The sequence below is a fragment of the Mesorhizobium sp. CA12 genome, from assembly GCF_020165255.1.
Classification (GTDB): domain Bacteria; phylum Pseudomonadota; class Alphaproteobacteria; order Rhizobiales; family Rhizobiaceae; genus Mesorhizobium.
The window spans coordinates 90,335-115,459 of the sequence record NZ_JAIUHT010000008.1; the positions used below are offsets into that span (position 1 = coordinate 90,335).

At 65.4% G+C, this 25,125-nt stretch carries 20 protein-coding genes; 5 read left to right on the top strand and 15 right to left on the bottom strand.

Going from position 1 to position 25,125, the window contains the following annotated elements:
- Positions 1-115 precede the first annotated feature (115 nt).
- The 9 genes from LB520_RS15230 to LB520_RS15270 all read right to left on the bottom strand — a co-directional run bounded on the left by LB520_RS15230 (position 116) and on the right by LB520_RS15270 (position 14,273).
- Complete coding sequence (locus LB520_RS15230) at positions 116-3,955, bottom strand: DUF11 domain-containing protein (RefSeq protein ID WP_224638031.1); 3,840 nt, start codon at positions 3,953-3,955, stop codon at positions 116-118.
- 11 nt (positions 3,956-3,966) lie between these two features.
- The gene (locus LB520_RS15235; protein ID WP_224638032.1) at positions 3,967-5,928 is read right to left on the bottom strand and encodes a hypothetical protein; all 1,962 of its coding nucleotides are present in this window, start codon (positions 5,926-5,928) and stop codon (positions 3,967-3,969) included.
- A 365-nt stretch (positions 5,929-6,293) separates the two neighbouring features.
- Positions 6,294-7,226 carry an alpha/beta hydrolase gene (locus LB520_RS15240; RefSeq protein ID WP_224638033.1) on the bottom strand — a complete coding sequence of 311 codons (933 nt, stop codon included), beginning with the start codon at positions 7,224-7,226 and terminating at the stop codon, positions 6,294-6,296.
- Positions 7,227-7,442: 216 nt separating this feature from the next.
- Positions 7,443-8,225: a carnitinyl-CoA dehydratase gene (locus LB520_RS15245; RefSeq protein ID WP_224631488.1), complete on the bottom strand. Its 783-nt coding sequence runs from the start codon at positions 8,223-8,225 to the stop codon at positions 7,443-7,445.
- Positions 8,218-10,296 (bottom strand): acetate--CoA ligase family protein, encoded by a 2,079-nt coding sequence (locus LB520_RS15250; RefSeq protein ID WP_224638034.1) that lies wholly within the window; start codon positions 10,294-10,296, stop codon positions 8,218-8,220. The genes LB520_RS15245 and LB520_RS15250 overlap by 8 nt, the downstream gene beginning before the upstream one ends.
- Before the next feature lie 64 nt (positions 10,297-10,360).
- The gene (locus LB520_RS15255; protein WP_095768160.1) at positions 10,361-11,524 is read right to left on the bottom strand and encodes an acyl-CoA dehydrogenase family protein; all 1,164 of its coding nucleotides are present in this window, start codon (positions 11,522-11,524) and stop codon (positions 10,361-10,363) included.
- Between the two features lie 4 nt (positions 11,525-11,528).
- Positions 11,529-12,650 (bottom strand): carnitine 3-dehydrogenase, encoded by a 1,122-nt coding sequence (locus tag LB520_RS15260; protein WP_224638035.1) that lies wholly within the window; start codon positions 12,648-12,650, stop codon positions 11,529-11,531.
- A gap of 5 nt (positions 12,651-12,655) precedes the next feature.
- Positions 12,656-13,279, bottom strand: a complete 624-nt coding sequence (locus LB520_RS15265) for an HD domain-containing protein (protein WP_224638036.1) — start codon at positions 13,277-13,279, stop codon at positions 12,656-12,658.
- Between the two features lie 70 nt (positions 13,280-13,349).
- Positions 13,350-14,273, bottom strand: coding sequence for a 3-keto-5-aminohexanoate cleavage protein (locus LB520_RS15270; RefSeq protein WP_224604370.1), 924 nt, complete (start codon positions 14,271-14,273; stop codon positions 13,350-13,352).
- Positions 14,274-14,404: 131 nt separating this feature from the next.
- Between LB520_RS15270 and LB520_RS15275 the strand changes: the two genes are divergently transcribed.
- Complete coding sequence (locus LB520_RS15275; RefSeq protein ID WP_224604367.1) at positions 14,405-15,385, top strand: GlxA family transcriptional regulator; 981 nt, start codon at positions 14,405-14,407, stop codon at positions 15,383-15,385.
- Here LB520_RS15275 and LB520_RS15280 read toward each other — a convergent pair.
- The 3 genes from LB520_RS15280 to xylA all read right to left on the bottom strand — a co-directional run bounded on the left by LB520_RS15280 (position 15,366) and on the right by xylA (position 17,888).
- Positions 15,366-16,127 (bottom strand): TIGR01458 family HAD-type hydrolase, encoded by a 762-nt coding sequence (locus LB520_RS15280; RefSeq protein WP_318011965.1) that lies wholly within the window; start codon positions 16,125-16,127, stop codon positions 15,366-15,368. The genes LB520_RS15275 and LB520_RS15280 overlap by 20 nt on opposite strands.
- Positions 16,128-16,187: 60 nt before the next feature.
- A complete protein-coding gene (locus LB520_RS15285; RefSeq protein ID WP_224531740.1) occupies positions 16,188-16,391 on the bottom strand; it encodes a hypothetical protein in 204 nt (67 codons plus the stop codon).
- A gap of 171 nt (positions 16,392-16,562) precedes the next feature.
- Positions 16,563-17,888: a xylose isomerase gene (xylA, locus tag LB520_RS15290; RefSeq protein ID WP_224638037.1), complete on the bottom strand. Its 1,326-nt coding sequence runs from the start codon at positions 17,886-17,888 to the stop codon at positions 16,563-16,565.
- A 111-nt stretch (positions 17,889-17,999) separates the two neighbouring features.
- Between xylA and LB520_RS15295 the strand changes: the two genes are divergently transcribed.
- The gene (locus tag LB520_RS15295; RefSeq protein ID WP_224610155.1) at positions 18,000-18,362 is read left to right on the top strand and encodes a nuclear transport factor 2 family protein; all 363 of its coding nucleotides are present in this window, start codon (positions 18,000-18,002) and stop codon (positions 18,360-18,362) included.
- A 197-nt stretch (positions 18,363-18,559) separates the two neighbouring features.
- Here LB520_RS15295 and xylB read toward each other — a convergent pair whose 3' ends face one another.
- The 3 genes from xylB to LB520_RS15310 form a co-directional block, all read right to left on the bottom strand.
- Positions 18,560-20,014, bottom strand: coding sequence for a xylulokinase (gene xylB, locus LB520_RS15300; RefSeq protein WP_224638038.1), 1,455 nt, complete (start codon positions 20,012-20,014; stop codon positions 18,560-18,562).
- An 80-nt stretch (positions 20,015-20,094) separates the two neighbouring features.
- The gene (locus LB520_RS15305) at positions 20,095-21,414 is read right to left on the bottom strand and encodes a tetratricopeptide repeat protein (protein ID WP_224638039.1); all 1,320 of its coding nucleotides are present in this window, start codon (positions 21,412-21,414) and stop codon (positions 20,095-20,097) included.
- Between the two features lie 4 nt (positions 21,415-21,418).
- Positions 21,419-22,042 carry a LysE family translocator gene (locus LB520_RS15310; RefSeq protein ID WP_140844649.1) on the bottom strand — a complete coding sequence of 208 codons (624 nt, stop codon included), beginning with the start codon at positions 22,040-22,042 and terminating at the stop codon, positions 21,419-21,421.
- Between the two features lie 305 nt (positions 22,043-22,347).
- On the opposite strand from LB520_RS15310, the gene LB520_RS15315 reads away from it, so the two are divergent.
- The 3 genes from LB520_RS15315 to LB520_RS15325 all read left to right on the top strand — a co-directional run bounded on the left by LB520_RS15315 (position 22,348) and on the right by LB520_RS15325 (position 25,076).
- Positions 22,348-23,037: a L,D-transpeptidase gene (locus tag LB520_RS15315; RefSeq protein WP_224638126.1), complete on the top strand. Its 690-nt coding sequence runs from the start codon at positions 22,348-22,350 to the stop codon at positions 23,035-23,037.
- Between the two features lie 111 nt (positions 23,038-23,148).
- Positions 23,149-24,315: a diphosphate--fructose-6-phosphate 1-phosphotransferase gene (locus LB520_RS15320; protein WP_224638040.1), complete on the top strand. Its 1,167-nt coding sequence runs from the start codon at positions 23,149-23,151 to the stop codon at positions 24,313-24,315.
- Between the two features lie 14 nt (positions 24,316-24,329).
- Positions 24,330-25,076 (top strand): MBL fold metallo-hydrolase, encoded by a 747-nt coding sequence (locus LB520_RS15325; protein ID WP_224610165.1) that lies wholly within the window; start codon positions 24,330-24,332, stop codon positions 25,074-25,076.
- The last annotated feature ends 49 nt before the right edge of the window (positions 25,077-25,125 follow it).

Genomic DNA, 25,125 nt, shown 5'->3' on the forward strand with positions numbered 1-25,125 from the left:
CCAAAGGGAAGCATGTTTAGGACAGGTGCATTAGCCCGCCTGACATAGGGCTTTCTTCGATGTGGAAAAGAAAACCCGCCGGATCGCTCCGGCGGGTCCTGGTCTTCAGCCAAGATTACGGCTTGAAGTTCTGGATGTTGGCGCCCGCCGGATCCTGCAGCATCCGCCGCGGCTGGCGCTGCGGCACCAGTTGCTGCAGCACATTCGGGTTGAGCAGGATGCCGGGGTTGATCTCGATGTCCGGCCGCCTGCGGATCGGGTAGCAATCCGGATACTGTCCGGCCGTTCCGGCCGGGCAGCGCCGCCGAGTGAAAACCGGCTGGCACTGTCCGTCGATGAACTCCGCACCCGGTGCGCATTCCACCGACGCCTTGCGGCAGGCGCCGTTGCGGATTTCGGTCCCGCGCGGGCAGACGCAGTCACCCCGCTTGTTGTGGACCTGGCCGCGGATGGCGCACTGCTCCTGGCTCGGCTTCGGCCGCTGGCAGGCCTTGCCCCGCACCACCAGGCCGTCCGGGCAGGCGCAGTTGCCGTTGGCGTCGCGCAGCTGGCCGCGGACCGGGCACTGCTTCGACACGATCGGCCGGCAGGCGCCGCCGCGCACCTCCATGCCGCGCGGGCAGACGCAATCGCCATCAGCGTTGCGGGACTGGCCGCGGATACGGCACTGGGCGGGCGGCTCCCTGTCAGGCACGCAAGCCTTGGCGGCACGGTCGAGATGCGTGCCTTTCGGGCAGACGCAGCCGTCCGTCGTCAGCACTGCGCCACGAATCGTGCATTTTGGCGGGACGACCTGGCACACGCCGTTCACCAGCTCGCCGCGGCGGCAGACGCAATTGCCGTTCTGGTCGCGGTACTGGCCGGGACGCAGCGTGCATTGCGGCTCCTGCGGCTCTTCGCCCCGCACGCATTTGCCGTTCTCCAGCTCGGTGCCGCGCGGGCAGACGCAGCGTCCGTCCTCGGTGCGGATCTGGCCCTGCAGCAGGACGCAACGCTGCGGCAGCGGCAGAAGCTTGCTGCCGCCGGACGAGCATTGGCCGTCACGGAAGGTGGTGCCTTCCGGACAGACACAGCGGCCGGCCGAGTTCAGCACCATTCCATACAAGCACTGGTTCTTAACCTCTCGGCTGACGATGAAGGGATGGCACGCATAGGCCTTGCCGCGATCGCCCTGCATGCCGCTCGGCGTGCGCGACAGCACGTCGCCGCCGCTTTGCACCGGCGTGTTCGGCGAGAGCACGCCGACGCAATTCTGCCCGCTGACCGTGCCCTTGAGATCGGCAAGCCGCTTGTCGTCGGGAAGGGTCACGGTGACATGGTGCTTGCGGCTTTCGCCGGCGCCGAGCGCCAGGTTCGCGATGCAGGACGCCGGCAGCGTCGCCGGCTCCGGCGAGCAGCCGAAGGGCGGGTCGATCGAGGTGATCCGGACGCCTTCCAGCCTGCCGATGCCGTCGATGCCGATCGCATCGCCGATGCGGACCGGGCCGGAGAAGGGGGTAGGCCCATCGTTCGTGATGGTGATCTCGAACGAGCAGGGCTCTCCCGGCCGGCACTCGGCATCGCCGGTCTTCTCGACGCGGATGGTCGAGCCGCCGCCGCCTTTCGCGCAGGCCTGGCCGATCGGATAGACGATACCGTCCCCCGGCGCCGGACCGTAGGAGCCGCGCGCGCAGTTCTCGAACGCGCCGTTGCCGCTCACCGTCACGTCGAAGTGCCGGCTGGTTCCGGGCGTCATCACGGCGCCGGGGATCTGGCACGACAGCGTGTTGGCAGGCACCGGTTCGCAAGCCCAGTCCGCACCGTCCGGGGTGACGGTCTGGATTTGCACCGGAGCGCCACCCGATACCAGCGTCGCGGCATCGTTGACCCGCACCGGTCCGGTGGGGGCGGCGGTGCCGGCATTGGTAACGGTGATGCGGCAGGAAACAACCGCAGCGCCAGCCAGCGAGCCATCGCAGGTCTTGGTGATGCGCAGGCCAGGCTGGCCGCCATTCGGGTGGCGGATGCGCTCGGTGGCGCAGGCCTTGTTGTTGGCAAGGTCGACCTCGCCGGCAATGCCCTTCACCTCGGCGCAGTTCTCCACCGTGTCCGGCCGGTAGTTCGCCGGCATCACCGCTCTGACGACGATCGGCGTCGAGGCGCCCGGAGGCAGCGAGATGCCGGCATTGTCGCAGCGGAACTGTCCGGGGCCGTTCGGTCCGCAGGCCCATGGCGGGCTCGGCCCGAAGGTCGACGAGGTGGGCGCGCCGCCGGGGTAGGTGTCGATCACCGTGAGCGGCCCGTTATAGGTCCCGGTGCCGTTGTTGATGATGTCGATCACGAAAGTGCAGGCGCCGTCCGGCGTGCAGACCGGGGTACGGGCGCGCTTCTTCAGGATCAGGTCGACCTTCTTCTCGACCGGCGGATTGCACTGCGGATCGCGATCGCCGCGGCGGCAGATCGGGATCGAGGCGCAGCCGCGGTCGTTCTGCTGGCTACCGAACAGCGGCTTGCCGCTGGCCTGGTAGTCATAGGCGGCGCAGTTGCGCAGCACGCCGCCTTGCCAGCCGCCCGCCGGCTTGAAGCCGAGCTTGAGGTTGACGGAGGCGCCGGGGTTGAGCGTAGTCGCCGGATAGGTGCAGGTCATCGGCGTCGTGCCGGGCGCGCAGACCCAGGGCGCGTTCGGCCCGGAGGTCAGCACTGAGCCTGCCGGCAGCGTCACCTCGTCGAGCACGATCTTGCCGTTATAGGGCGCGTCGCCGACATTGGTGACGGTGATGGTGAAGTCGCAGCCGCCGGCCATCGTGCAACGCGGCACGTCCGCATGTTTTTCGACCTTGAGGTCCGGCTCCTTGTCCTTCGGCGGGCATCTCAGGTCACGCGGGACGACGATGTCGATCACCTGCGTGCAGCAGAGCCCCCAGCCTTCCTTCGGCCCGGCATAGGTCTCGATGCCGGTGACGACGAGGTGGATGGTTTCGCCGGGCGAAGCGCCGATGATTTTCCAGTTCAGCACGCCGCCGCCGATCGGCACCTTCTGCATGTCGGGAACGATGCTGACGCCGGGCGTCGTCGTCGACACCTGCACCCATTTGTCGCCCATCTCCGGGCCGACCGGCATATGATAGATGAAGGCGCCGCCGCCTGGCACGCAATCGACCGTGCCGCGCTCGACTTTGAAACATTCCTTGCCGGGAGGTGGTGGCGGCGGGTTGCACTTGATCAAGTCGATCTTGATCGAGGTCTTCACGCCGGTCAGGAAATCACCGTCGTCCGGTCTGTCCGGATCCTGCGAGTGGATCGTTGTTGCCGAACCGCCCCTGAAGGCCACCTCGATCTCACCCTGGTTGTCGACCGTCGTCGGCACGGGAAAGGTCGCATGGTCTATCCTGGCGGTGATGCGGAAGGTGATGACGCGTTCGTTCGCAACACCCGCGCCATCGAGGTTGGCAGCGCTGATGCGGAAGTTGGAAACGCTGGCCGTGTCGTTCGGGCTGTCCGACGTGCCGATTGAAGCAACGGGCAGCGCTCCGCCGGAGGCGCTGGTGCCGTCGCCGGAGACATCGACGCCGACAATCTGCAGGCCGTGCGGCAGTTGGTCCTTGAAATCGAGCCTTGTCGCTTTGAGCAGGGCGGCCACGCTTGGCCGGTCGAAGTCCTGCGGGTCGCCATGGATGCCGAAGCTCAGGACATACTCGACGGAATCGCAGCTTTTCTGGCTGCCTTTCTTGGTGAAGAAGGGCACGGTCCGCGCGAGTTCCGCATTAATGCCGCGTGACGCCGGATTGGCGGCCTGATTGGTCTTGGCCGGAGCCTGGTCCTGGGCAAACGCCGGCAGAGCCGTCATGGCGACCCCGACACCGGCCGCCATCAGCCAGCGCGCGCCGCGCCTGGCGTATGACAGGGGTTTCATGATCGTCTCCATGACGGGTTTCGGGTTGCTCGAAACGAAGCGGGAAAGGGCGAGATTGCTCATCTGTCCCTCCCTCAACGCTCGCAGCTGACGGCTGGCGTTCTGAGCGGCAGCGTCATCTTGCAACAAGGGTAGTAGCCACCCTTGTCCTGGTCGGACTTGCGGTAGAAGCAGAGCCCGACATTGACGGTGTCGCCCGGATCATGGCCGGTGATGTCGATCGTGTAGGGCTTGCCCGGAACATGCGACATGGGGGTCGTCACCGCGACGCCGGGCCTCTGGGATTGCGCCTTGATCGAATCGCCGCCGAAGCCGGCATGGTCATGGAGATAGAGTTCGGCCCGCAGACCGCGCGGCGTGCAGTAGTAATGCACGTCGTCGACATCCACGCAGGGCGGCAGGTTGCCGGGCGGCGGGAAGTCCGGCGGATAGAACGGAGGCAGGTAGCCGCCGCCGGGGATTTCCTCATAGTAGCCGGCGCGGCCCTCACAGGGGCGCCAGACCCTTACGTCGCCGACATGGCCTTGGACGTCCGGGTCTTCGAAATAGCCGTCGAAGTCGACGAACCATGAGCCGAAGGGCGGAACGTTCGCCGGCTTGACCAGCGCGCTTGGCGTCAGCTGGACGCCATGCACGGCAAGCGGCCCGCCGGCGGCGAGGCGCTCGGCAAGTTCGGGATTGTCGCGCAACTTGTCGCCGGTGTTGACGACGGTGTCGGTGCAAACGGAAGTGTCGAGATTGCCTTCGGCGTCATAGCGATATTGCAGGTCGACGCCGCCGGCCGACTGCCGGTTGCCCTGCGGGAAGCCGACGGCATATTCCTGCGGCACCTCGACCCAGGCCGATTCCGTTGCCGGATCGTCCGGATCCTCGCGCCAGTAGCGTATCAGCTCGCCTTTGCCGGAATCGGCGAAGCGGCTGTAATCGTAGCGGTTCTCGACCGGGCCGCGCTGGGCGAGATACATGAAGCCCTTGTTGTCGAAGGCGATGTCGGTGACGGCATAGTCCTGGTCCGCCTTGACCGTCAGTTCCCAGCGCGGACCGCCGGCAAAGCCTCCGTCGCTTGCGATGCCGACCGACCAGATTTCGGCCTTCTCGCCGACGGAATAGTAGAGCCGGCCGCCATGATAGGCGACGGCCCAGACCCGGCGCGCGTCCTGCGTGTAGCCCCAGGTCGCGGGGTCTTCGCTATCGAAAGCGGCAGCCTGGATGTCCATCGCGGCGCCGTCGTCGGCGACCGGGGCTAACCCATGCGCCGGACGCCCGGCGACGCCATGGTCGAAGCTGTCGATCAAATTGCCTTCGATATCGATGCGGTGGATCAGCCCGGTATCGAGATCCGAAGCGAAGAACTGGCGATGGGTAGCATCGAAGGCGAGGTTGCCGATGCCCGGCCCGCTGTTGGTGTCGATGTCGGCGAATTTGGAGACGGCGCCCGTGATGCCGTCGATCTTCCAGATCGTGCCTGGTCCGCCGCCATTCTCGGTGCCGAACTGACCCTGCATGAAAGTGGCGCCCGCGGTGCCGCGGCGCTGCCGTTCCGGCCTGCCGTCATGGTCGGCGTCCGGCGTGACGATCTCGACGCCATGCAGCGAGGTCGCAGCCGCGTAGAGGTTGGGAACGCCTGAGGGCACGCCGTCGCGCACGCCATCGTCATAGGCGAGGCCGAACACCTCGCCGATCTGCCCGGCCGTCACCTCGAAGGGCGGCCGCGTGTTGACGAGTTGGCCGGAAGCGGGCCCGCCGAGATGCGAGACGTCGAAAATGCGCAAGGATGCGCGGGATGTATCGATGAAGGTCTCGTCGACCGGGTCGACGCCGGGGGGCAGACCCTGATCGAAATCGGGAATGGTGGTGCCCGGAAAGCCCGTGACCGCCATCGAACCGGGATAGATGATCTGGGTTTCCTGCGCCTTCGCCGCGCCGAGCCACAAGCCGGCGGACAGCGCCAAAGCCAGAATTCCGCCGCTTGTTGCGATTGCGCGGCGCAAACGGCGGCCACGGGAACGCAGGAACGAGCCGCGAACGCCAGACATTGAACTCCCCCCGAAGCCGCTGGAAGGAACGTCCGCCTCTACCGCGCCAACCAGGGCAAGGCGCGGCGTTGCGGCACGTTCTTCCCCGTTCGAATTGTCTGTTTTCCTCTTGGCGACGATACGCCGGCTGCTGGGCAGGGTCAACGGAATCAGCCGGAAGCCCAGCGCGTCGACCCCTTCCCGAAGGGGGTGATCGCGCTGGATTCCCGTTGTTCCCGGAGACCGCGAAGTCTCTGGGTTTCTGGTCATGGCGGCTTTCCTTTCCGGGCCGCGCCATTGCGGCGCCTGGCCGTCAGTCGCTGGCCGGCATGGAAAGGTTCATGGGAGGATAGCGGGGTGGAAAGTGTTTGCGGTCGCCAGGGGCGTTACCAGATCCAGTCGCCCCGGCCGAGCGCCGATACCGCCTCGACGATGCGGGTGAAGCTCGTCCGTGCCCGGCCGATCATGTGGCGGCCTCTGAGGTAGCCATGCACCAGGCCCGGCTCCTCGAACCAGGCGGCGCGCCCGCCGGCCGCGATGACGCGGTCGCGATAAGCCTCGCCGTCGGATGACAGCGGGTCGCACTCGGCGGTGATCAGCACCGTCGGCGGCAAATAGGCGAAATCGGCGTCGGCCAGCGGATAGAGCGTGATGTCGCCGGTCTGGTCGACGCCGCCGGTGCGGATATGCTTGTAGAAGTCGAGATCGCGCGCGGTCAGCATCGGAGCCTCGGCATGGGTGACGTAGGAGCCGCGCGAATGGTCGCCGCCGAGCCCGGGATAGATCAGCATCTGGCCGGCCGGCTTCTTGGCGTGACCGCGCGTCGCATGCGCTACCGCCGCGCAGAGATTGCCGCCGGCGCTGTCGCCGCAAAACACGACAGGGCAGTCATAGGTCCTGGCGGCCCATTCGAAGGCGTCCATGGCATCGTCGAAGGCGGCCGGATGCAGATGCTCCGGCGCCAGCCGATAATCGACCGAGACCACCTCGTAGCCGGTGCGGGCGCAAAGCTCGGCGCAGACATCGTCATGGCTCTCCAGCCCGCCCAGGATAAAGCCGCCGCCATGAAGGTAGAGCACCATCGCAGCGTCGTTCGGCTCCGCGTTGCGATAGATGCGAATCGGGATGCCGTCGGCGATGCCTGTCGTCAAGGCGGTCACGCCCTGCGGATAGCCGGCAAAGAACTCCCGGCACATCCGGTCATAGATCGCGCGCTGCTCTTCGATCGTGTAGTCGATCGTGTCCGGCGGATAGTAGGAGTTGGTCTTCTCGATGAAGGCCCAGGTTTCTGCGTCGATGAGGGTTTTGTAGTCGGTCATGGGTGCGGAACAGGTAGCCAAGGCCGAGCCCAGGCCCCCCTCTCTGTCCTGCCGGACATCTCCCCCTCAAGGGGGGAGATTGGCAGTTTCGTCGACGGCACTTCTTTCCCAACGTCGGCGATTGGCGAAAGCGGGCGTGACATCTGATCTCCCCCCTTGAGGGGGAGATGCCCGGCAGGGCAGAGAGGGGGGCCTCGCTCCGTCATCTCCGCAGAATCACTTGCCCTTCCAAACCGGCTCGCGCTTCTCCGCGAAAGCCCGGAACCCTTCCATGTTGTCTTCCGACCCGTAGAGCTTATCGACTGTCGGCAGCTGCCGGCGCGTCACCTTGTTCATCGCGTCCTGGAAGGTCAGCGCCTCGGCCACTCGCGCCGTCTCCTTGATCGCGGCGAAGACCAGCGGCGGGCCGCTGGCGAGCAACCTTGCGATCTCCCAGACGCGCTCCTCGAGCTTGTCCTTGGGCAGCACCTCGTTGACCAAGCCCCAGCGATGCGCCTCGGCGACATCCATCCAGCGGCCGGTGAACAGAAGGTCCATGGCGATATGGTAGGGGATGCGCTTCGGCAGCTTGATGGTCGCAGCGTCGGCCAGCGTGCCGGCGCGGATCTCGGGCAGCGCGAAAGAGGAATGGTCCGAGGCGTAGATGAGATCGCAGGACAGCGCCAGCTCGAATCCGCCGCCCACCGCCATGCCGTTGACGCAGGCGATCACCGGCTTGTTGAGGTCGCGCAGCTCCTGCAGCCCGGCAAAGCCGCCGACGCCGTAGTCGCCGTCGACCGCGTCGCCTGCGGCCGCCGCCTTGAGGTCCCATCCGGCGCTGAAGAACTTGTCGCCGGCTGTCTTGACGATGGCGACGCGCAAGTCGGGATCGTCGCGGAACGCCTTAAAGGTCTCACCCATCAGCCGCGACGTCTTGAGATCGATGGCGTTGGCCTTCGGCCGGTCGAGCGTGACCTCGAGGACAGCACCTTCGCGGCGGGTGGTGATGATTTCAGCCATTCTTCTTTTCTCCAAGCACCAGCAGGGCGTCCGCGATCCAGGCGCCCTTGCCTTCGGCGCACACGATCAGCGGGTTGATGTCGAGTTCCTCGATCTCGCCCTCGTTCTTCTGCACGAAGTCGGCAATGCCGGCGATGGCGTCGATGGCGGCGTCGACGTCGGCCCTCGGCCGGCCGCGATAGCCTTCGAGGAGAGGATAGAGTTTCAATCCATGCAATGCCGCCTCGATGTCGTCGCGCGTCGCCGGCAGCATCAGGGTCACGCTGTCGCGCAACAGCTCGACCAGCACGCCGCCGGTGCCGAGCGTCATCACCACGCCGAACATCGGGTCGCGGGTGAAGCCGACGATCAGTTCGGCGACGCCGTCGCGCACCATGCGCTCGGCATAAAGTCCCGTGCCGAGCGGCAAAAGGTCATGCGCGGCGGCGCTGACGGATTCGGCGTCCTTCAGGTTCAGCCTGACGGCACCGACTTCCGATTTGTGCGTGACGCCGAGCGCCTTCAGCGCCACCGGGAAGCCCAAGCTCATCGAGGAAATCACCGCCTCGACCGCATTGGAGGCGCGCTCGCCCTTCGGCACCGGCAGGCCGGCGTTGATCAGCCTTTCCTTGGCCTCGGCCTCGTCCGGCGTCACGCGTTTGGCTTCGGATGCGCCTGCCGCCGTGGTGTCGACCGGCTGCGCCTGCGGCTCGCGCCAGGCCCAGCCGATGAAGGCGGCGGCCTGGGCGGCGTCCATGGCCTCCGAGATGCCGAACAACGGCACCATGCCGCGCGCCATCAGGCCGGCGGTGTACTCCTCCGGCAGGTTTTCCGGCAACGAAGAGACGATCGCGCCTTGCGCCTTGTTGGTCTTCAATGCGGCCTCGAAGGCGCGCAGCGTCGCCCACCAGTCCACGTCCGAGCAGCGGTCCGGGCGCGGGAAGTCGAGCACCAGCATGTTCAAGTCGAAGCCGCCCGACACCATGGCCGTGAAGGTGGCGGTCATCGCCGGCTCGTTGTTCCAGATGAAGGTGTGGTAGTCGAGCGGATTGGCGACGGCGACCAGCGGTCCGAGCGTCGATTTGACATGCGCGCGGTGCTCGGCCGTCAGGGCCGGAAAATGCACCCAGCGCCCCTCGGCGCTGTCGGCCATCACGGAGGCCTCGCCGCCCGAGCAGCTCATCGACGAGAGCCTGTAGCCGGGCAATGGTCCGGTGATGTGCAGCAGCTTCAGCGCCTCGATGAAGGCCGGAATGGAATCGACGCGCGCGATGCCGAGACGCTTCAGGAAGGCGCCGGAGGCGGCGTCGGAGCCGGCCAGCGAGGCGGTGTGCGACACCGTCGCCTGCCTTGCCTGCTCCGAGCGGCCGACCTTCATGGCGATGATCGGCTTCTTCAATTCGCGCGCCCGTGCCGCCAGCTTCTCGAAGCCGGCGACCGAGTCGAAGGCCTCGATATGCAGGCCAAGCGAGGTGACGCGCTCGTCCTCGATCAGGCCCAACGCCATTTCCGAAAGACCGGTCTGCGCCTGGTTGCCGGCGGTCATCAGGAAGGCGATCGGCAGCCCGCGCTTCTGCATCGTCATGTTGATGGCGATGTTTGACGATTGCGTGATGATGGCGACGCCATTGCCGCCCTCGGCCAGCCTGATCCCGCCATGCTGGTCAGGCCAAAGCAACGCGCCGTCGGCATAGTTGATCAGGCCGTAGCAGTTCGGCCCGATGATCGGCATCTGGCCTGCGGCGGCGACGAGCTCGGCCTGCAGCCGCTCGCCGTCCTCGTCATAGGCCTCGGTCTCGAGGAAGCCGGCGGCGAAGCAGACGGCGCCGCCGGCGCCGCGTTCGGCCAGCGCCTTGATCACCTCGATGGTCAGATGCCGGTTGACGCCGACGAATGCGGCGTCCGGTGCTCCGGGCAGGTCGGCGACGGAGCGATAGGCCTTGCGGCCGGCGACCTCGTCCTTGGTCGGATGCACCGGCCAAATCTCGCCGGCAAAGCCCATCTTGATCGACTGCGCCACGACGGCGGCGGCCTGCGCCCCGCCAAACACGGCGATCGATTTTGGGCGCAAGAGACGTTCGAGTTTATGCATGGCCATCTTTTCGTTTGAGCGCGATCTTGTCCAAGGCCGGATCCCGGCCTTGGCGCATCATGCTCTAAGCTCCGAACGGACGCAGCAGCGCCCGCGAAATAATATGTCGCTGAATCTCCGACGTGCCTTCCCAGATGCGCTCGACGCGGGCGTCGCGCCAGATGCGCTCCAGCGGCAGGTCGTCCATAAGCCCCATACCGCCATGGATCTGGATGGCTTCATCTGCGACGAAGGCCAGCATCTCGGTGGCCTTCAGCTTGGCCATCGCCATGTCCTGGTCGGTGACGGTGCCCTGATCGTATTTCCAGCCGGCTTCGAAGACCATCAGGTCCGCGGCCTTCAATTCCGTCGCCATGTCGGCGAGCTTGAACGAGACGCCCTGGAACTTGCCGATCTGCTGGCCGAACTGCTGGCGCTGCGCGGCATATTCGATGGCATGCGATAGCGCGCGCTCGGCGCGGCCGAGGCAGGTGGCGCCGACCTGGAGACGCGTGGCGCCAAGCCACGAATTCGCGACGTCGAAGCCCTTGTGCACTTCGCCGAGCACCTGGGAAGCCGGCAGCCGGCAATCGTCGAATTCGAGGATCGAATTGGTGTAGCCCCGGTGCGAGACATTGCGATAGCCGTCGCGCACCGTGAAGCCTTTGGTGCCCTTGTCGACGAAGAAGGCGGTGATCTTCTTGCGCTTGCCACGCGGCGAATCCTCTTCGCCCGAAGCCATGAACACGATGGCGAAGTCGGCGATGTCGGCATGCGAGATAAAGTGCTTGGTGCCGTTGAGCACCCAGTCCGAGCCGTCCTGCACCGCGGTCGCCTTCATGCCGCGCAGGTCGGAGCCAGCGCCGGGCTCCGTCATCGCCAGGCAGTCCGACTTCTCGCCGCGGATGCAGGGGAAAAGATATTTCTCGCGCTGTTCCGGCGTGCCGGCGAGCAGGATGTTGGACGGACGCGCCACGCAGGTCCAGTGCAGCGCGTAATTGGCGCGGCCAAGCTCCTTCTCGTAGAGCAGCCAGCTTACCGTGTCCAAGCCGGCGCCACCGACATCGGCCGGCATGTTGGCGGCATAAAGCCCGGCCTCGATCGCCTTCGCCTTCAATTCGTCGATCAGTTCGCGGCGCAGCACGCCTGTGCGCTCCACCTCGCGCTCATGCGGGTAGAGCTCGTTCTCGACGAAGGCGCGCGTCGTTTCGACGATGAGCTTCTGTTCTTCCGAAAGACCGAAATGCATCGCCTCAGCCCTTCTTCTTGCTCTTCTTCGCCTTGTCGGCCTTGGCGGACTTCTCAGCCTTTGCCGGCTTGGCTGCCTTCTTCGCCGGCTTGGGCTTTTCGGCAGTTTTGGCTGGACTCTTCTTCGCGGCCAGCTTGGCGAGTTGCCTGGTATAGTCCTTATGCAGCGCGCCGGCACCCCAGCCCTTGCCCTTGTTCTGCTTCGACAGCGCCTCCATGATCGCGACCAGATTGTCGTCGCGGATCCTCTCCAGCTCGCGGATCGACAGACCATGCGCCTGCTCGTCCGACTGCGTGGCGATCAGGTCGACCAGCTCGTCGTTGAACTCCGGCACGTCCATCAGCTTGGTCCACGGCCATTTCAGGCAAGGTCCGAACTGCGCCATGAAGTGGCGCATGCCGGCCTCGCCGCCGGCGACCCGGTAGACCTGGAACATGCCCATCTGCGCCCAGCGCAGGCCGAAGGAATAGCGCATGATGTCGTCGAGTTCCTCGACGGTGCAGATGCCGTCCTTGACCAGCCACAGCGCTTCGCGCCATGCCGCCTCGAGCAGGCGGTCGCCGACGAAGGCCTCGATCTCCTTGCGCACCACCACCGGCTTCATGCCGATCGAGGCGTAGAGCTCCTTGGCCACCTCGATCGCCTCGGGGAAGGTCTGCTCGCCACCGACGATCTCGACCAGCGGCAAGAGATAAACCGGGTTGAACGGATGGCCGACGACCAGCCGCTCCGGATGCTTCTTCATCGCCACCTGCATGTCGGTCGGCTTGATGCCGGAGGTGGACGAGCCGACGATGGCATTGGCCGGCGCATGCTGGTCGATCTCGGCCAGCACCTTGTGCTTGAGGTCGAGCCGCTCCGGCACGCTTTCCTGGATGAAGTCGGCGTCGGCAACCGCCTCGGCGATGGTCTTGGCGAAGGTGAGCTTGCCTTCCTTGGGCAGGCCGCCGGGCAGCATCTGCTTGTAGGCGCGGCGCGCGCCCTTCATCACTTCGCCCACCTTGCGCGACGCTTCCGGATCGGGATCGAAGATCGACACGTCGATGCCGTTCAGGAGCAGCCGCGCCACCCAGCCGGCGCCGATGACACCGCCGCCGATGGCGGCCGCCTTGTTGATGATGCTCATGCTTGTCAGGCTCCGGTTCTCGTCTTGGCTGTTTCGGGATCTGTGAGGGCCACGCGCTCGCCGGCGCGGATCACCGCCGGATCGTAGGCCTTGCGGGCGAAGACCTCGAGCACGAAGGGCCGGAAGAACTCGACCGGCAGCGTCTCGTAATCGGGATCGAAGCTCGACTGGTCCCAGCGCTCGCAGAACTGGTCGCAGTCATCGAAATAGAGGTGGCCGGCGAAGCGGTCGCGGGCATGCCGGTTGCCGCCCAGGTGATGCGCGTAATAGAGGCGCTGGAAGTCGCCATGCTTTTCCACCACCCAGGTGCATTGCTCGCGCACGAAGGGTTTTAGGATCGCAGCCGCATATTCGTCATGATTGTAGGGCGCGTAGATGTCGCCGATGTCGTGCAGCAGCGCGCAGACGATCCAGTCCGTATCGGCGCCGTCGCGCCAGGCGCGCGTCGCCGCCTGCAGCGAATGGCCGAGCCGGGTGATCTTGTAGCCGGAAAGACCCTCATCCAGCTGTACGAGCGCGTCGAGCAGCCGGTCGCCGGTCTTGGCGGCGTAGTCGATCTCATGGGCGGTCAGGAATTCGTAGTCTTCCTTGTCGCCGTCCTTCATCGCGGTGAATTTGACGGTAGCCATGCTCAACTCCCGGTGTCTTGTTTGAGCATGATCTTGTCCGAAAACCGGTACCCACTTTTCGGGATCATGCTTAAGCCGTGGCAGCGATCGGCGGCCGCTTGGTCAAGTTGAGCTTCTTGCGGACTTCCTCGGGCCCGAGCACGCGCGCGCCGAGATTGGTGACGATGCTGGCCGCGCGTTCGACGAGCTGCGCGTTTGTCGCCAGCACGCCCTTGTCGAGCCACAGATTGTCCTCCAGGCCGACGCGGACATTGCCGCCGGCAAGCACGGCCGCCGCCGCATAGGCCATCTGGTTGCGGCCGATCGAGAAGGCCGACCAGTTCCAGGTCGAGGGCACGTTGTTGACCATGGCCATGAAAGTGTTGAGGTCGTCCGGCGCACCCCATGGCACGCCCATGCAGAGCTGCACCAGCGCATCCGGGTCGAGCACCTTTTCCTCGACCAGTTGCTTGGCGAACCACAGATGTCCGGTATCGAAGGCCTCGATCTCGGGCTTCACGCCCAGCGCCGTCATCATGCCGCCCATGGCGCGCAGCATGCCCGGCGTGTTGGTCATCACATAGTCGGCCTCGGCGAAATTCATCGTGCCACAATCCAGCGTGCAGATCTCCGGCAGGCACTGGCGCACATGCTCCATGCGGTTGGTGGCGCCTCCCATGTCGGTGCCCTTCTCGTTGAGCGGCAAAGGCGCTTCCGGCGAGCCGAACACCATGTCGCCACCCATGCCGGCGGTGAGGTTCAGCACCACGTCCACGTTCGCCTCGCGGATGCGCTCGGTCACCTCGCGGTAGAGATGCACGTCGCGCCTGGGCTTGCCGGTCTCGGGGTCGCGCACATGGCAGTGGACGATCGCCGCACCCGCCTTGGCGGCCTCGATCGCCGAATCGGCGATCTGCTTGGGCGAGCGCGGCACATGCGGGCTGCGGTCCTGCGTGCCACCGGAGCCGGTCACGGCACAGGTAATGAAGACCTCGCGGTTCATCGCAAGCGGCATTTTGATCCTCCCAGATTCGATCGGCCATGCATGCCACCCAGAAGCGGGAGCCGATAGCGGCACGGCATGCACGGCAATTCAGCAAGAATGCCCGACTTGCTGGAAACTGTTTTGCGTTTTACGAAGCTCTCATGATCAAAAGCGAAAAGCCGACCATCTTTCGGTCCGAGCGCGAGAGGCTCAAGGTTACGCTCCTCGTGTTCTCGGGGTCCTCGATCATGTGCGTGGCTTCGGCGGTCGACCCGCTGCGCGCAGCAAACCGCATCTCAGGCGAGACGCTGTTCGATTTCAAGCTGGTCTCGGTCACCGGCGAGGCGCCGGTGACGACATGCGGCCTCCCCGTGGCCGTCAGCGGCCGTTTCGACGCGGCCGAGGCCACCGACATGCTGGTTGTCGTCGCCGGCTTCGGCACGCAGAACTACGCCACGTCGGCATTGCTCGCGGGCCTGCGCAGGGCAGCGCGCGCTGCCCGCGCCTGCGGCGGCGTCGAGGCCGGCACCTGGCTGGTGGCGCGCGCCGGCCTGCTCGAGGGCCGCAGCGCCACCACGCATTGGGAAGACATGGAGGATTTCTCGACCGCCTTTCCGGGCGTGGACGTGCGGCCGGACCGCTATGTCATCGACGGGCCGGTCTTCACCTCCGGCGGCGCCTCGCCGACCTTCGACCTGATGCTGCATCTCATTCGCACCCGGCTCGGCATGGCCGCCGCGCTCGATGTGGCGAGCGTCTTCATCTACGACCAGGCGCGCGCCGCGACCGACGCGCAGCCGCTGGTCTCGCTCGGCCGGCTCGACGGCTACGATCCGCGGCTTGCGCAGGCAATCCGGCTGATGGAAGCGCATGTCGACCAGCCGCTCACCATTGACGCCGTGGCAAAACGCGCCGGCGTCACGGCAAGAACGCTGGAAAGCATTTTTCGCAAGTCGATCGGCGAGACGCCCGGCGCCTATTATCTGAGGCTGCGCCTCAGCGCCGCCCGGCGGCTCGTGGTCGATACGCGCATCGCCATGGCCGACATTGCCGGGCGTACGGGCTTTTCCTCCGCCGCAGCATTTTCCAGGGCATTTTCAAGAGCTTTCGGCGAGGCGCCGGTCAGGCTGCGGCGCGGTTGAGAATCCAGTCTGTTGCGGCGGCGAGGTCATCGACCACTGCCGTCGGAGCCGGATCGTATCGCGTCTCGTCCTTGGGTCGGTACTTGCCGGTTCGCACGAGCAGCGCCGCGCCGAGCCCGGCGCTGAGCGCGCCGGCGACATCGCTCTCCGCGTCGTCGCCGACCATGACCGCATCGGCGGCCGGGCAGTTCAAATCGGCAAGCGCCGAATGGAAGAAATCCGCCGACGGCTTGCCGAGCACGACGGGGCTTCGGCCACTGGCGAATTCGAGGGCCGCAACGAAGGCGCCGGCGTCGAGGCTGAGCTGGCCGTCCGCATCCTTGAAGGTGCGGTTGGTGGCCAAAGCCACAAAATCGGCGCCGGCGGATAACGCGCGGAAAGCACGGTTGAGACTGGCGTAGCCGAACGCCTCGCCGGCATCGCCCACGACAACCGCCTTGCCGCTTCCTCCCTCCAGGCCCGAAAACTCTGCTTCGAGATCGGGATGGATGAGCAGATGCGGCTCGCGGCCATGCCTGCGCAACCATTCGATCGCAGCGCGCGCCGGCGTCAGCAATTCTTCATCCGCAACTTCGATGCCCATGGCGGCAAGTTGCGCGACGATCTTGCTGCGCGGCGAGCGTGTCGTGTTGCTGACAAAGCGGAGCGGCAGGCCGGCCTTGCGCAAACGCCCGACCGCGGTCACAGCTCCTGCGATCGGGGTATCGCCATCATAGACGACACCCACAAGGTCAAGCAGCACCGCGCGTATCATCGGTGCAGGATGGAGAAGCCACCTCTTTTCGTCAAATCACGGGAATTGTCAGGCGGCGTCGCGGCCCTCGCCGACGATGCGCGTGCGCATGCTCTTGGCCAGCGCCGTTTCCAACCGCGCGGCGACCGCGCGGTCCCATTCATTTGTCTTGCGACCGCCCTCTTTCGAATGGGGCAAGGCCATCAGCCGGTCGATGATCGATCCGGTTTCACCGGACGAAAGCAGGGCGTCGATCTCGCGTTCGTGCTGCATATCGGTTCGCCTCCTTCTTCTTCACCCGCCACAGGAGCCACGTTTATACGAGTTCCGTGACGGCTGTTTGAAGGCAAGAGCGGGGCGATTGAGGGGCGGCTCGGGGCAAAACCTTGTCGTGAAGTTCTGCCCCGCGCGAATGCTATACGCTCGGGCATTCCGCCTGAGCGATCAGACGTAGCGGTTGACGATGTTCTCCAGCAGTTCCTGCCGGCCGGAGCGCGGCTGCGGCTCGATCTTCTCCTTCAAGACGCGCTCGGCGATCTCCTCCAGCGTGCGCTCGCCCGAAAGCATCGCCTTGCCTTCGGCGGTGTTCCAGCCGGCATAGCGCTCGGCGAGCGGGCCGGACAGCGCCTTGTCCTCGATCATCTTGGCCGCCGCCTTGAGGCCGCGTGCGCAGGCATCCATGCCGCCGATATGGCCGATCAGGAGGTCGTCCGGGTCGAGCGACTGGCGCCTGAGCTTGGCGTCGAAATTGGTGCCGCCGGTCTTGAAGCCGCCGCCTTGCAGCACCTGGTAATAGGCAAGCGCCATTTCCGGCACGTTGTTGGGGAACTGGTCGGTGTCCCAGCCCGACTGGTAGTCGTTGCGGTTCATGTCGATCGAACCGAAGATTCCAAGCGCATTCGCCAAAGCCAGCTCATGCTCGAAGGAATGGCCGGCCAGGATCGCGTGGCCCTGCTCGATGTTGAGCTTTACTTCCTTCTCCAGCCCGAAGCGCTTGAGGAAGCCGTAGACGGTCGCGACGTCGTAGTCGTACTGGTGCTTTGTCGGCTCCTGCGGCTTCGGCTCGATCAGGATCGTGCCCGTGAAGCCGATCTTGTGCTTGTAATCGACGACGAGGTTGAGGAAGCGGCCGGCCTGTTCCTGCTCGCGGGCAAGGTCGGTGTTGAGCAGCGTCTCATAGCCCTCGCGGCCGCCCCAAAGCACATAGTTCTCGCCCTTGAGCTTCTTGGTGACGTCGATACATTTCTTCACCGTCGCCGCCGCATAGGCGAACACATCCGGATCGGGATTAGTGGCCGCGCCGGACATGAAGCGCCGGTGCGAGAAAAGGTTCGCCGTGCCCCAGAGCAGCTTGACGCCGGTCTGTTTCATCTTGTCGGCGAAATAGTCGGTGATCTCGTCGAGGCGCGCGGCACTCTCCGAAAAATCCTTGCCTTCCGGGCGCACGTCTGCGTCGTGGAAGCAGAAATAGGGCGCGCCAAGCAGCGAGAACATCTCGAAGGCGACGTCGGCCTTGAGCTTGGCCAGTTCCATCGTGTCGACGCCGCCCGGCTTGGCAAACCAGGGTCGGTCGAAGGTCTGGCCGCCGAATGGGTCGCCGCCCGGCCATGCGAAGGAATGCCAGTAGGCGACGGCGAAGCGCAGATGGTCTTCCAGCCGCTTGCCGGCCACCACCTCGTCGGGATCGTAGAATCGGTAGGCCAGCGGATTGGTCGAATCCGGCCCTTCATATTTGATTGTCTTGATGTCGCCGAAAAATCCGCTGCTCATGGTTTCCTTCCTCTCCGAGATGGTTTCCCGATTACCTCAGGCGTAATTGGTTTCAATCTTTTGCCGGGCGAAAAGCGTCATGTCGAAACGATCCAACGAAGGAACATGACTATGACCGACCTCAACACGATCGCCCGCAACTACATCGCCGCCTGGAACGAGATCGATGCGCAGCGCCGCAAGGCGCTGCTCGACGCGGCTTTCACCAGCGACGTCAGCTATCGCGACCCGATCATGCAAGGCGATGGCCATGACGGCATCGCCGCGCTGATCGACGGCGTGCAACAGCGCTTCGTCGGCTTCCGCTTCTCGCTGAAGGGTGAGCCGGACGGTTTCGCCGACCGCATCCGCTTCTCGTGGAATCTTGGGCCGGAAGGCACGGAATCCGTCATCGAGGGCACCGATATTGGCGTCATCGAGAATGGTCGCCTGAAGAGTGTCACCGGGTTCTTGGATAAGGTGCCGGCGCAGTGAGGCTAACCGAGGAGGTGGGATGTGAGGCCCCCTCCTCTGGCCTGCCGGCCATCTCCCCCTCAAGGGGGGAGATTGGCAGCTTCGAGGCCTCGCCTCTCCTTGCAACGCCGGCGATTGGCGAAAGCCGGCGTGACATCCAATCTCCCCCCTTGCGGGGGAGATGCCCGGCAGGGCAGAGAGGGGGGCCTCGCGCATAGTCACGCAGTTATCGCCCTTATCGCCGGGTAGAGCGCCCGATACCTCTGATAGGCATCAGCAAAAGCACCGCCAAGCCCTGCATCCGGCTCGATCGTCGCATCCGTGGCCGGCGCCGTGCACACAGCCAGCGGATCAGCCCCCGTCGCGGCGATCAACCCCAACCTTGCCGCGCCGAAAGCGGCGCCGAAATCGCCGTCGGCCGGAATATCGACCGGAACCTGCAGCGCCGTGGCGATCGCCTTCAGCCAATAGCGCGAGCGCGAGCCGCCGCCGATCGCGGTCACCCGGCTCAGCGTGGTGCCGGCCGTCTTCAGCGCCTCGAGACTGTCGCGGAAGGCGAAGGCGACGCCCTCGAGCACCGCCTGCGTCAGCACGGCCCGGCTCGATTGATGCGCCAGCCCGATGAACGAGCCGCGGATGGCGGAATCATTGTGCGGCGTGCGCTCGCCCGAGAGATAGGGCAGGAAGGTAACGCCCGTCGGTGCCTTCAGCTTGTCGCCGAGTTCGCCGGTCAGGTCGCCGGCGCTCTTTGCCGTGATCTCCGACAGCCAGTTGAGCGAATCGGTGGCCGAAAGGATCACGCCCATCTGGTGCCAGGTGTCGGGCAGCGCATGGCAGAATGTGTGGACCGCGCTTTCCGGATTGGGCAGATAGGAGACGTTCGCCGCAAACAGCACGCCCGACGTGCCGAGCGATACGAAAGCATGCCCGGCGCCGACCGTGCCCATGCCGCAAGCCGAGGCTGCGTTGTCGCCGGCGCCGCCGGCAACAGGAATACCCGCCGCGACGCCCCACTTGGAAGCAAGCTCACCGCGCAGCTCACCGGCCTTGGCAGTGCCCTCGACCAGCGACGGCATGTGCTTTTCGTCGAGCGACGTCGCCGCCAGCAATTCGGGCGCCCAGCGACGATTGCCGACATCGAGCCACGAGGTGCCGGCCGAATCCGACATTTCGGAGATGTGCTCGCCGGTCAGCCAGAGTCGCAGGTAATCCTTGGGCAGCAGTACCTTGGCGACCTCGGCGAAGGTCCCGGCTTCGTGCTCTTTCACCCAGGCAAGCTTCGGCGCGGTGAAGCCCGGGAAAACGATGTTGCCGGTGAGCTTGCGGAAGCGCGGATCGGCATCGAGCGCGGCCGCCTCGACATGGCTGCGGGTGTCGTTCCACAGAATGCAGGGGCGCAGCACCTTGTTCGAGGCGTCGAGGAGGGTGGCGCCGTGCATCTGGCCGGAAAGGCCGATGCCCTTGACCGCGGCCAGCTCCTTCGGATGGGAAGCCTTGAGTTCGCCAATCGCCGTCTCGCAGGCGTCGATCCAATGCGCCGGATCCTGCTCCGACCAACCCGGATGCGGCCGCGAAACGTCGAGCGAGCCATGGCCGGAGCCGATGACCTTCTGGCCGTCGTCGATCAGCAGCGCCTTGACGCCCGAAGTGCCCAGGTCGAGGCCGAGATACATGATTTCCTCCACTGCCTTAATTTTTTCGGGTCCCGAAAAAATCTGGCTTGGCCAGTTTTTAGGACAAGATCCGCTCCGGGTCAATTCTCTGACAAATCGGCGGCGCGACGCAAGAACAGCGCCGACAGCGGGCTGTCGGGCCTGGCGAGCTGCCGTTCGGCCGTCAGCGCCCGCGCGAGCGCCCTATCGCCGGCGCGCAACGCGGCCTCGATCAGCGTCAGGTCGATCACGTCGCGCTGCGCATGGCTGCCGCCGAAACGATGCGCGATCGAGCGGATCGGCCGGATCAGTCGCACGGCCTCGTCATATTTGCCTTCGCCGAAAGCCTTGATCGCAAGCGTCAGCGGATGGCCGACATCGCGCGTGAAGACGGCGTTGTCATCCTCGCCGCGCATCGCTTCGCGTTGCGCCTCGAGCAGCGTCTTGGCCGGCGCCTCCAGGCCTGCGCCGACAAAGGCCATCATCGCATGCGCGTCGTTGAAGGCATAATTGCCGGCGGCGGCTTTTGGACTCCAGTTGCCGGCAAGCGCCGCCCAGCGGTCGCCGACATCGACGCCGCCCAGAGCGAGGCGCCACAGGATCGCCGAGGCATCGACCATATTGAGCGCCAATGTCGAGCGGTCGCCATAGATCGGCCCGTCATAGAGCTTGAGCACCTCGTCGGTTTCGCCGAGATCGTAATGGAACAGCGCCAGATGCCACCAATTGTGGATCTGGAGAAAACTCTCCTTGGTCCATGCTTCCGGGTCGGCCCGCATCCAGGCGATGCCGTCTCGTTGCCGGCTTTGCATTTCCATGACATGCGCGACCGCATGCTGCGCCCAGCCGTCGCGCGGTTCGATCTCCACAGCCTGCCGGCCGAAGGATTCGGCACGGCCATAATCGCCCATCTCCTCCAGCCCGAACGCCTGCATGCCGAGAACGGCGTGGTAGCCCGGCATGCCTTTCTGCCAGGCCGGCAGCGCCCGGCCGATGCGGTCGCGCAGCATGCGCGCATTGCCGGTGAAGAAATCGACCTGATGCCCGGTCTGTAGCGCCACCGCATCGAGCGGGTGGTCGATGGCGACATCTTCCAGAATGCGCGACGCCTGGTGCCAGTGTCCCCCCGCGAGATGGCCGAGTGCGGCGACATGCGCCTGCTCGCGGGTCGTCGCCGCAAGCGGCAACGCCGCCTCGTAGCACGCCTTGGCCACGGCAGTCGCTTCGCGCTCCGTCGCCAGGCCGAACAGATAGCCCTTGAATACATGCGCCATGACGAAACCGGGATTTTCGCCAATAGCGCGGTCGATGGAGCTGACCGGATCGCCGATGAAGCATTGCAATTCATGCACGGCGCGGGCGTAGGACGAAAACCCGGCTTCGGTCACACCGGAATAGGTAAGACCGAACGCGTCCTTCATAGCGTCAGTTGGCCGACCGCATCGCCACCGTGGCGATGCCGGCGCCGACCAGCAGCGTGCCGCCGGTGCGGTTGAAGATGCGGATCGCCTTCGGGTTGCGCACGATCGCCCGGGCCCTGGATGCGACCAGCGCGTAGCCAAAGGCATTGGCGAAGGCCAAAGTCAGGAAGGTCGTCTCGAAGATCAGCATCTGTGTCCAGAAGTCGGCATGCCGGTCGAGGAATTGCGGCAGGAAGGCGACGAAGAAGGTGATGCTCTTCGGGTTCAGCGCCGTCACCAGCCAGGCATGCGCCATCATCCGTGCCGCCGAGACCGCGTCGGTGCGCGGTTCCGCCTTCAGCGCGCCGCCGGCGCGGAACAGTTTAATGCCGAGATAGATGAGATAGCCGGCGCCGATCACCTTGAGCATGGTGAACACCGTTGCCGAAGCCGCGAGCAGCGCGCCGATGCCGAGCATCGACAGCGTCATGGCAGTGAAGTCGCCCAGCGCCACGCCCACTGCCATCGGCAACGCGGTGCGCCAGCCTTGCCCAAGCGCATAAGAGACGACCAGGAGGATCGTCGGGCCAGGAATGATGAGAAGAATGGAAGAGGCGGCGGCGAAGGCAGCCCAGTTTTCGAAGGACATTTCCCTGCTCCTTGAGCGCAAAGAAAAGGATAAATCCTGGGGCAGGGGAGAATGTAAAGGGGCCGTTGGAAAAATCTTCAGCGCCGAGGCCGGCGGCTCATCTGCCGCCATAACGATCCGTTAGGGTTAAGCCCGGCACGGACTCTTTCACCCTTTTTCAACGATGAATGGCGAAAATGCCTGCGATCCGGCCGGACCCCCGCCGGCAGCGTAGGGTTTGGTGCATGCGCGAGTTGCCGCAACGTCTGACGCCGCCTTCCAACGGCGCCGCAATCGATATCGAAATTCAGCTTTCCCGCCGCGCCATGCTTTCCGGCGCCGGCGCCGTGGCGCTGCTCGGCCTTGCCGGCTGCAGCACCACCGACGCGCTCGACCTGCCGCAAATGCAGCTCGACAACACCGTCACCGGTTCCGTGCCGCCGATGCGTCCGGCGATCAGCGTCGACAAGAACATCACCGGCCCGGACGTCATGTATGCCTCGCTCACCGACGGCGGCTTCCAGGTGCCGGAGGTGCCGTGGCAGAAGGTCAAGCCGCAGTTCCGCCGCCAGATCGTCGTCGACAAGACCGGCGAGGCGCCCGGCACCATCGTCGTCCACTTGCAGGAGCGCATGCTCTATCTCGTCCAGCCGGGCGGCGATGCCATCCGCTACGGCGTCGGCATCGGGAAGGACGGCTTCCGCTGGTCGGGCCGCGCCAATATCCAGTACGGCCGCGAATGGCCGGTGTGGACGCCGCCGCCGGAAATGATCCAGCGCAAGCCCGAACTGGTGAAATGGCAAGGCGGCCAGCCCGGCGGCCTCACCAATCCGCTGGGCGCCCGGGCGCTCTACATCTACCAGAACGGCAAGGACACCGGCTACCGCATCCATGGCTCGCCCGAATGGTGGAGCATCGGCCAGGCGATGTCGTCGGGCTGCGTGCGCCTGATCAACCAGGACATCATCGACCTCTACAGCCGCGTTTCCAAGAAGAACCCGGTCGTCGTGGTCTGATCTTTCCAGGCGACCTGTCTGGCCGCCATTTCGAGATCCCGTTTCTTCCGTTGCGCGATGCCGCAAGACAGGCGAAGGTGCCGTGAAAACCTTCGCCTCGGGAGAGAAAACATGGCTGGAACCTTCGTCATCGCGCAGGGCGGCGGCCCGACCGCCGTCATCAACCAGACGGTCGTCGGCGCCACGCTGGAAATCCGCAAACGCCATCCAGGCGCCAAGGTGCTGGGCTCGCTCCACGGCGTGCGCGGCATCCGCGACGGCAATTATGTCGATCTCTCCGCCATCCCCGAGGACAGGTTGCGGCTGATTGCCGGCACGCCGAGCGCCGCCCTCGGCTCGACCCGCGATAAGCCGGACGCCGCCTATTGCGAGGTCATCCTCAACGGCTTGAAAAAGGCCGGCGCCGACGCCTTCATCTATATCGGCGGCAACGACACCTCGGGCACGCAGCAGATCCTGACCGATGCCGCCGGCGGCTCGATCGCCTTCGTGCACGCGCCCAAGACCATCGACAACGACCTCGAGGAGAACGACCACACGCCGGGCTTCATCTCGGCGGCAGAATTCGTCGCTGGCGCCTTCCTCTCCGTCGACCTCGATTTCCGCGCCCTGCCCGGCATCTACGTCGGCATCGTCATGGGCCGGCATGCCGGCTTCCTGACCGCCGCCGCGGCCGCATGGCAGCTCGATCCCGACAGCGGACCGCATCTGATCTACGTGCCGGAGCGCGCCTTCTCGGCGAAGCGCTTCATCGAGGAAGTGCGCGAAAAGCTGGACCGCCACAAGCGCTGCATCGTCGCTGTCTCGGAGGGCGTCAGCACTGCCGACGGCAAGGCGCTGGTCGAAAGCCTGGTGCCGCCGGACAAGCTGGAGCGCGATCAGCACGGCAATGTCAAATTGTCGGGCAGCGACCTGCCGGCGGCGCTCGAACGGGCCTTGGCCGAGGGCCTGCCCGGCAAGCGCGCGCGGGTCGACGCGCTGGGCTACATGCCGCGCGGTTACGTCGGCGCGATCAGCGCCGTGGACGCCAAGGAAGCCTTCGACGCCGGCGCTTTCGCGGTTGCTGTCGCAGGCGAAGGCGGCGGCTCGGTCGCGCTGCAATATGACGGGTCGAAGACGGTGTTGAAGAAGGTGCCGCTGAAGGCGGTGGCCGGCAAGACCCGCCACATGCCCGACGATTTCATGAAGCCGGACGCCAATCAGCTTTCGGAAGCCGGCATGGCCTACCTGAAGCGGCTGGTGCCGGAAAAATACAAGGTCGGGAAGCCGTTCATCTGATGGGCGGCGGCTCGATGCCCGAGCTTGAGGTTGGCGACTGGTTCGGCAAGGCGAAAGTCGATGCCGGCACGACGATGCTGACCGAGCCTTTCGTGCATGATTTCGTGCGCGCCAATATGTGGCATCTGAAGGGCCGCGAGGCGGATCTGCTGGTCGACACAGGCATGGGCATCCGTCCGCTGGCGCCTGAGATCGACACGCCGCCCGGCAAGCCGCTCATCGTCGTCGCCACGCACATCCATCTCGACCATGTCGGCTCGCTGCATGAATTCCCGCTGCGCCTAGGCCCGAAGATGAGCGCGCCGCGGTTCGACGCCATGGATGATGCCGTCACCTACGCTTACATGTTCCACAATCTCGACGGCGCCGTCTCGAAACTGCCGGCGCCGGACTGGAAGGCGGCCGATTACCGGATTCCCTCAGCACCGCTGACGCGTGCGCTCGACGAAGGCGACATCGTCGATCTCGGCGACCGCAAATTCCGTGTGCTGCATCTGCCTGGACACTCGCCGGATTCGATCGCGCTTTTCGACGAGGCCGATGGCCTCTTCCTCGCCGGCGATGCCATCTATGACGGCATGCTGATCGACGATCTGCCGGATTCGGACCGCACGGCCTATTGCCGCACCATGCGGCGCCTGCTCGACCTGCCGATCCGCATCGGCCATGGCGGCCATGGCCCGAGTTTTACCGGCCAGCGAATGCGTGAGATCGCCTCCGCTTATCTGCGTCGGAGAGAGCGGTTCGTAAGCGCTCTCTGAATTAAATCTTCGTAAGGTCATCCAAAGGCCCTGATTCAGGCCATTCCGC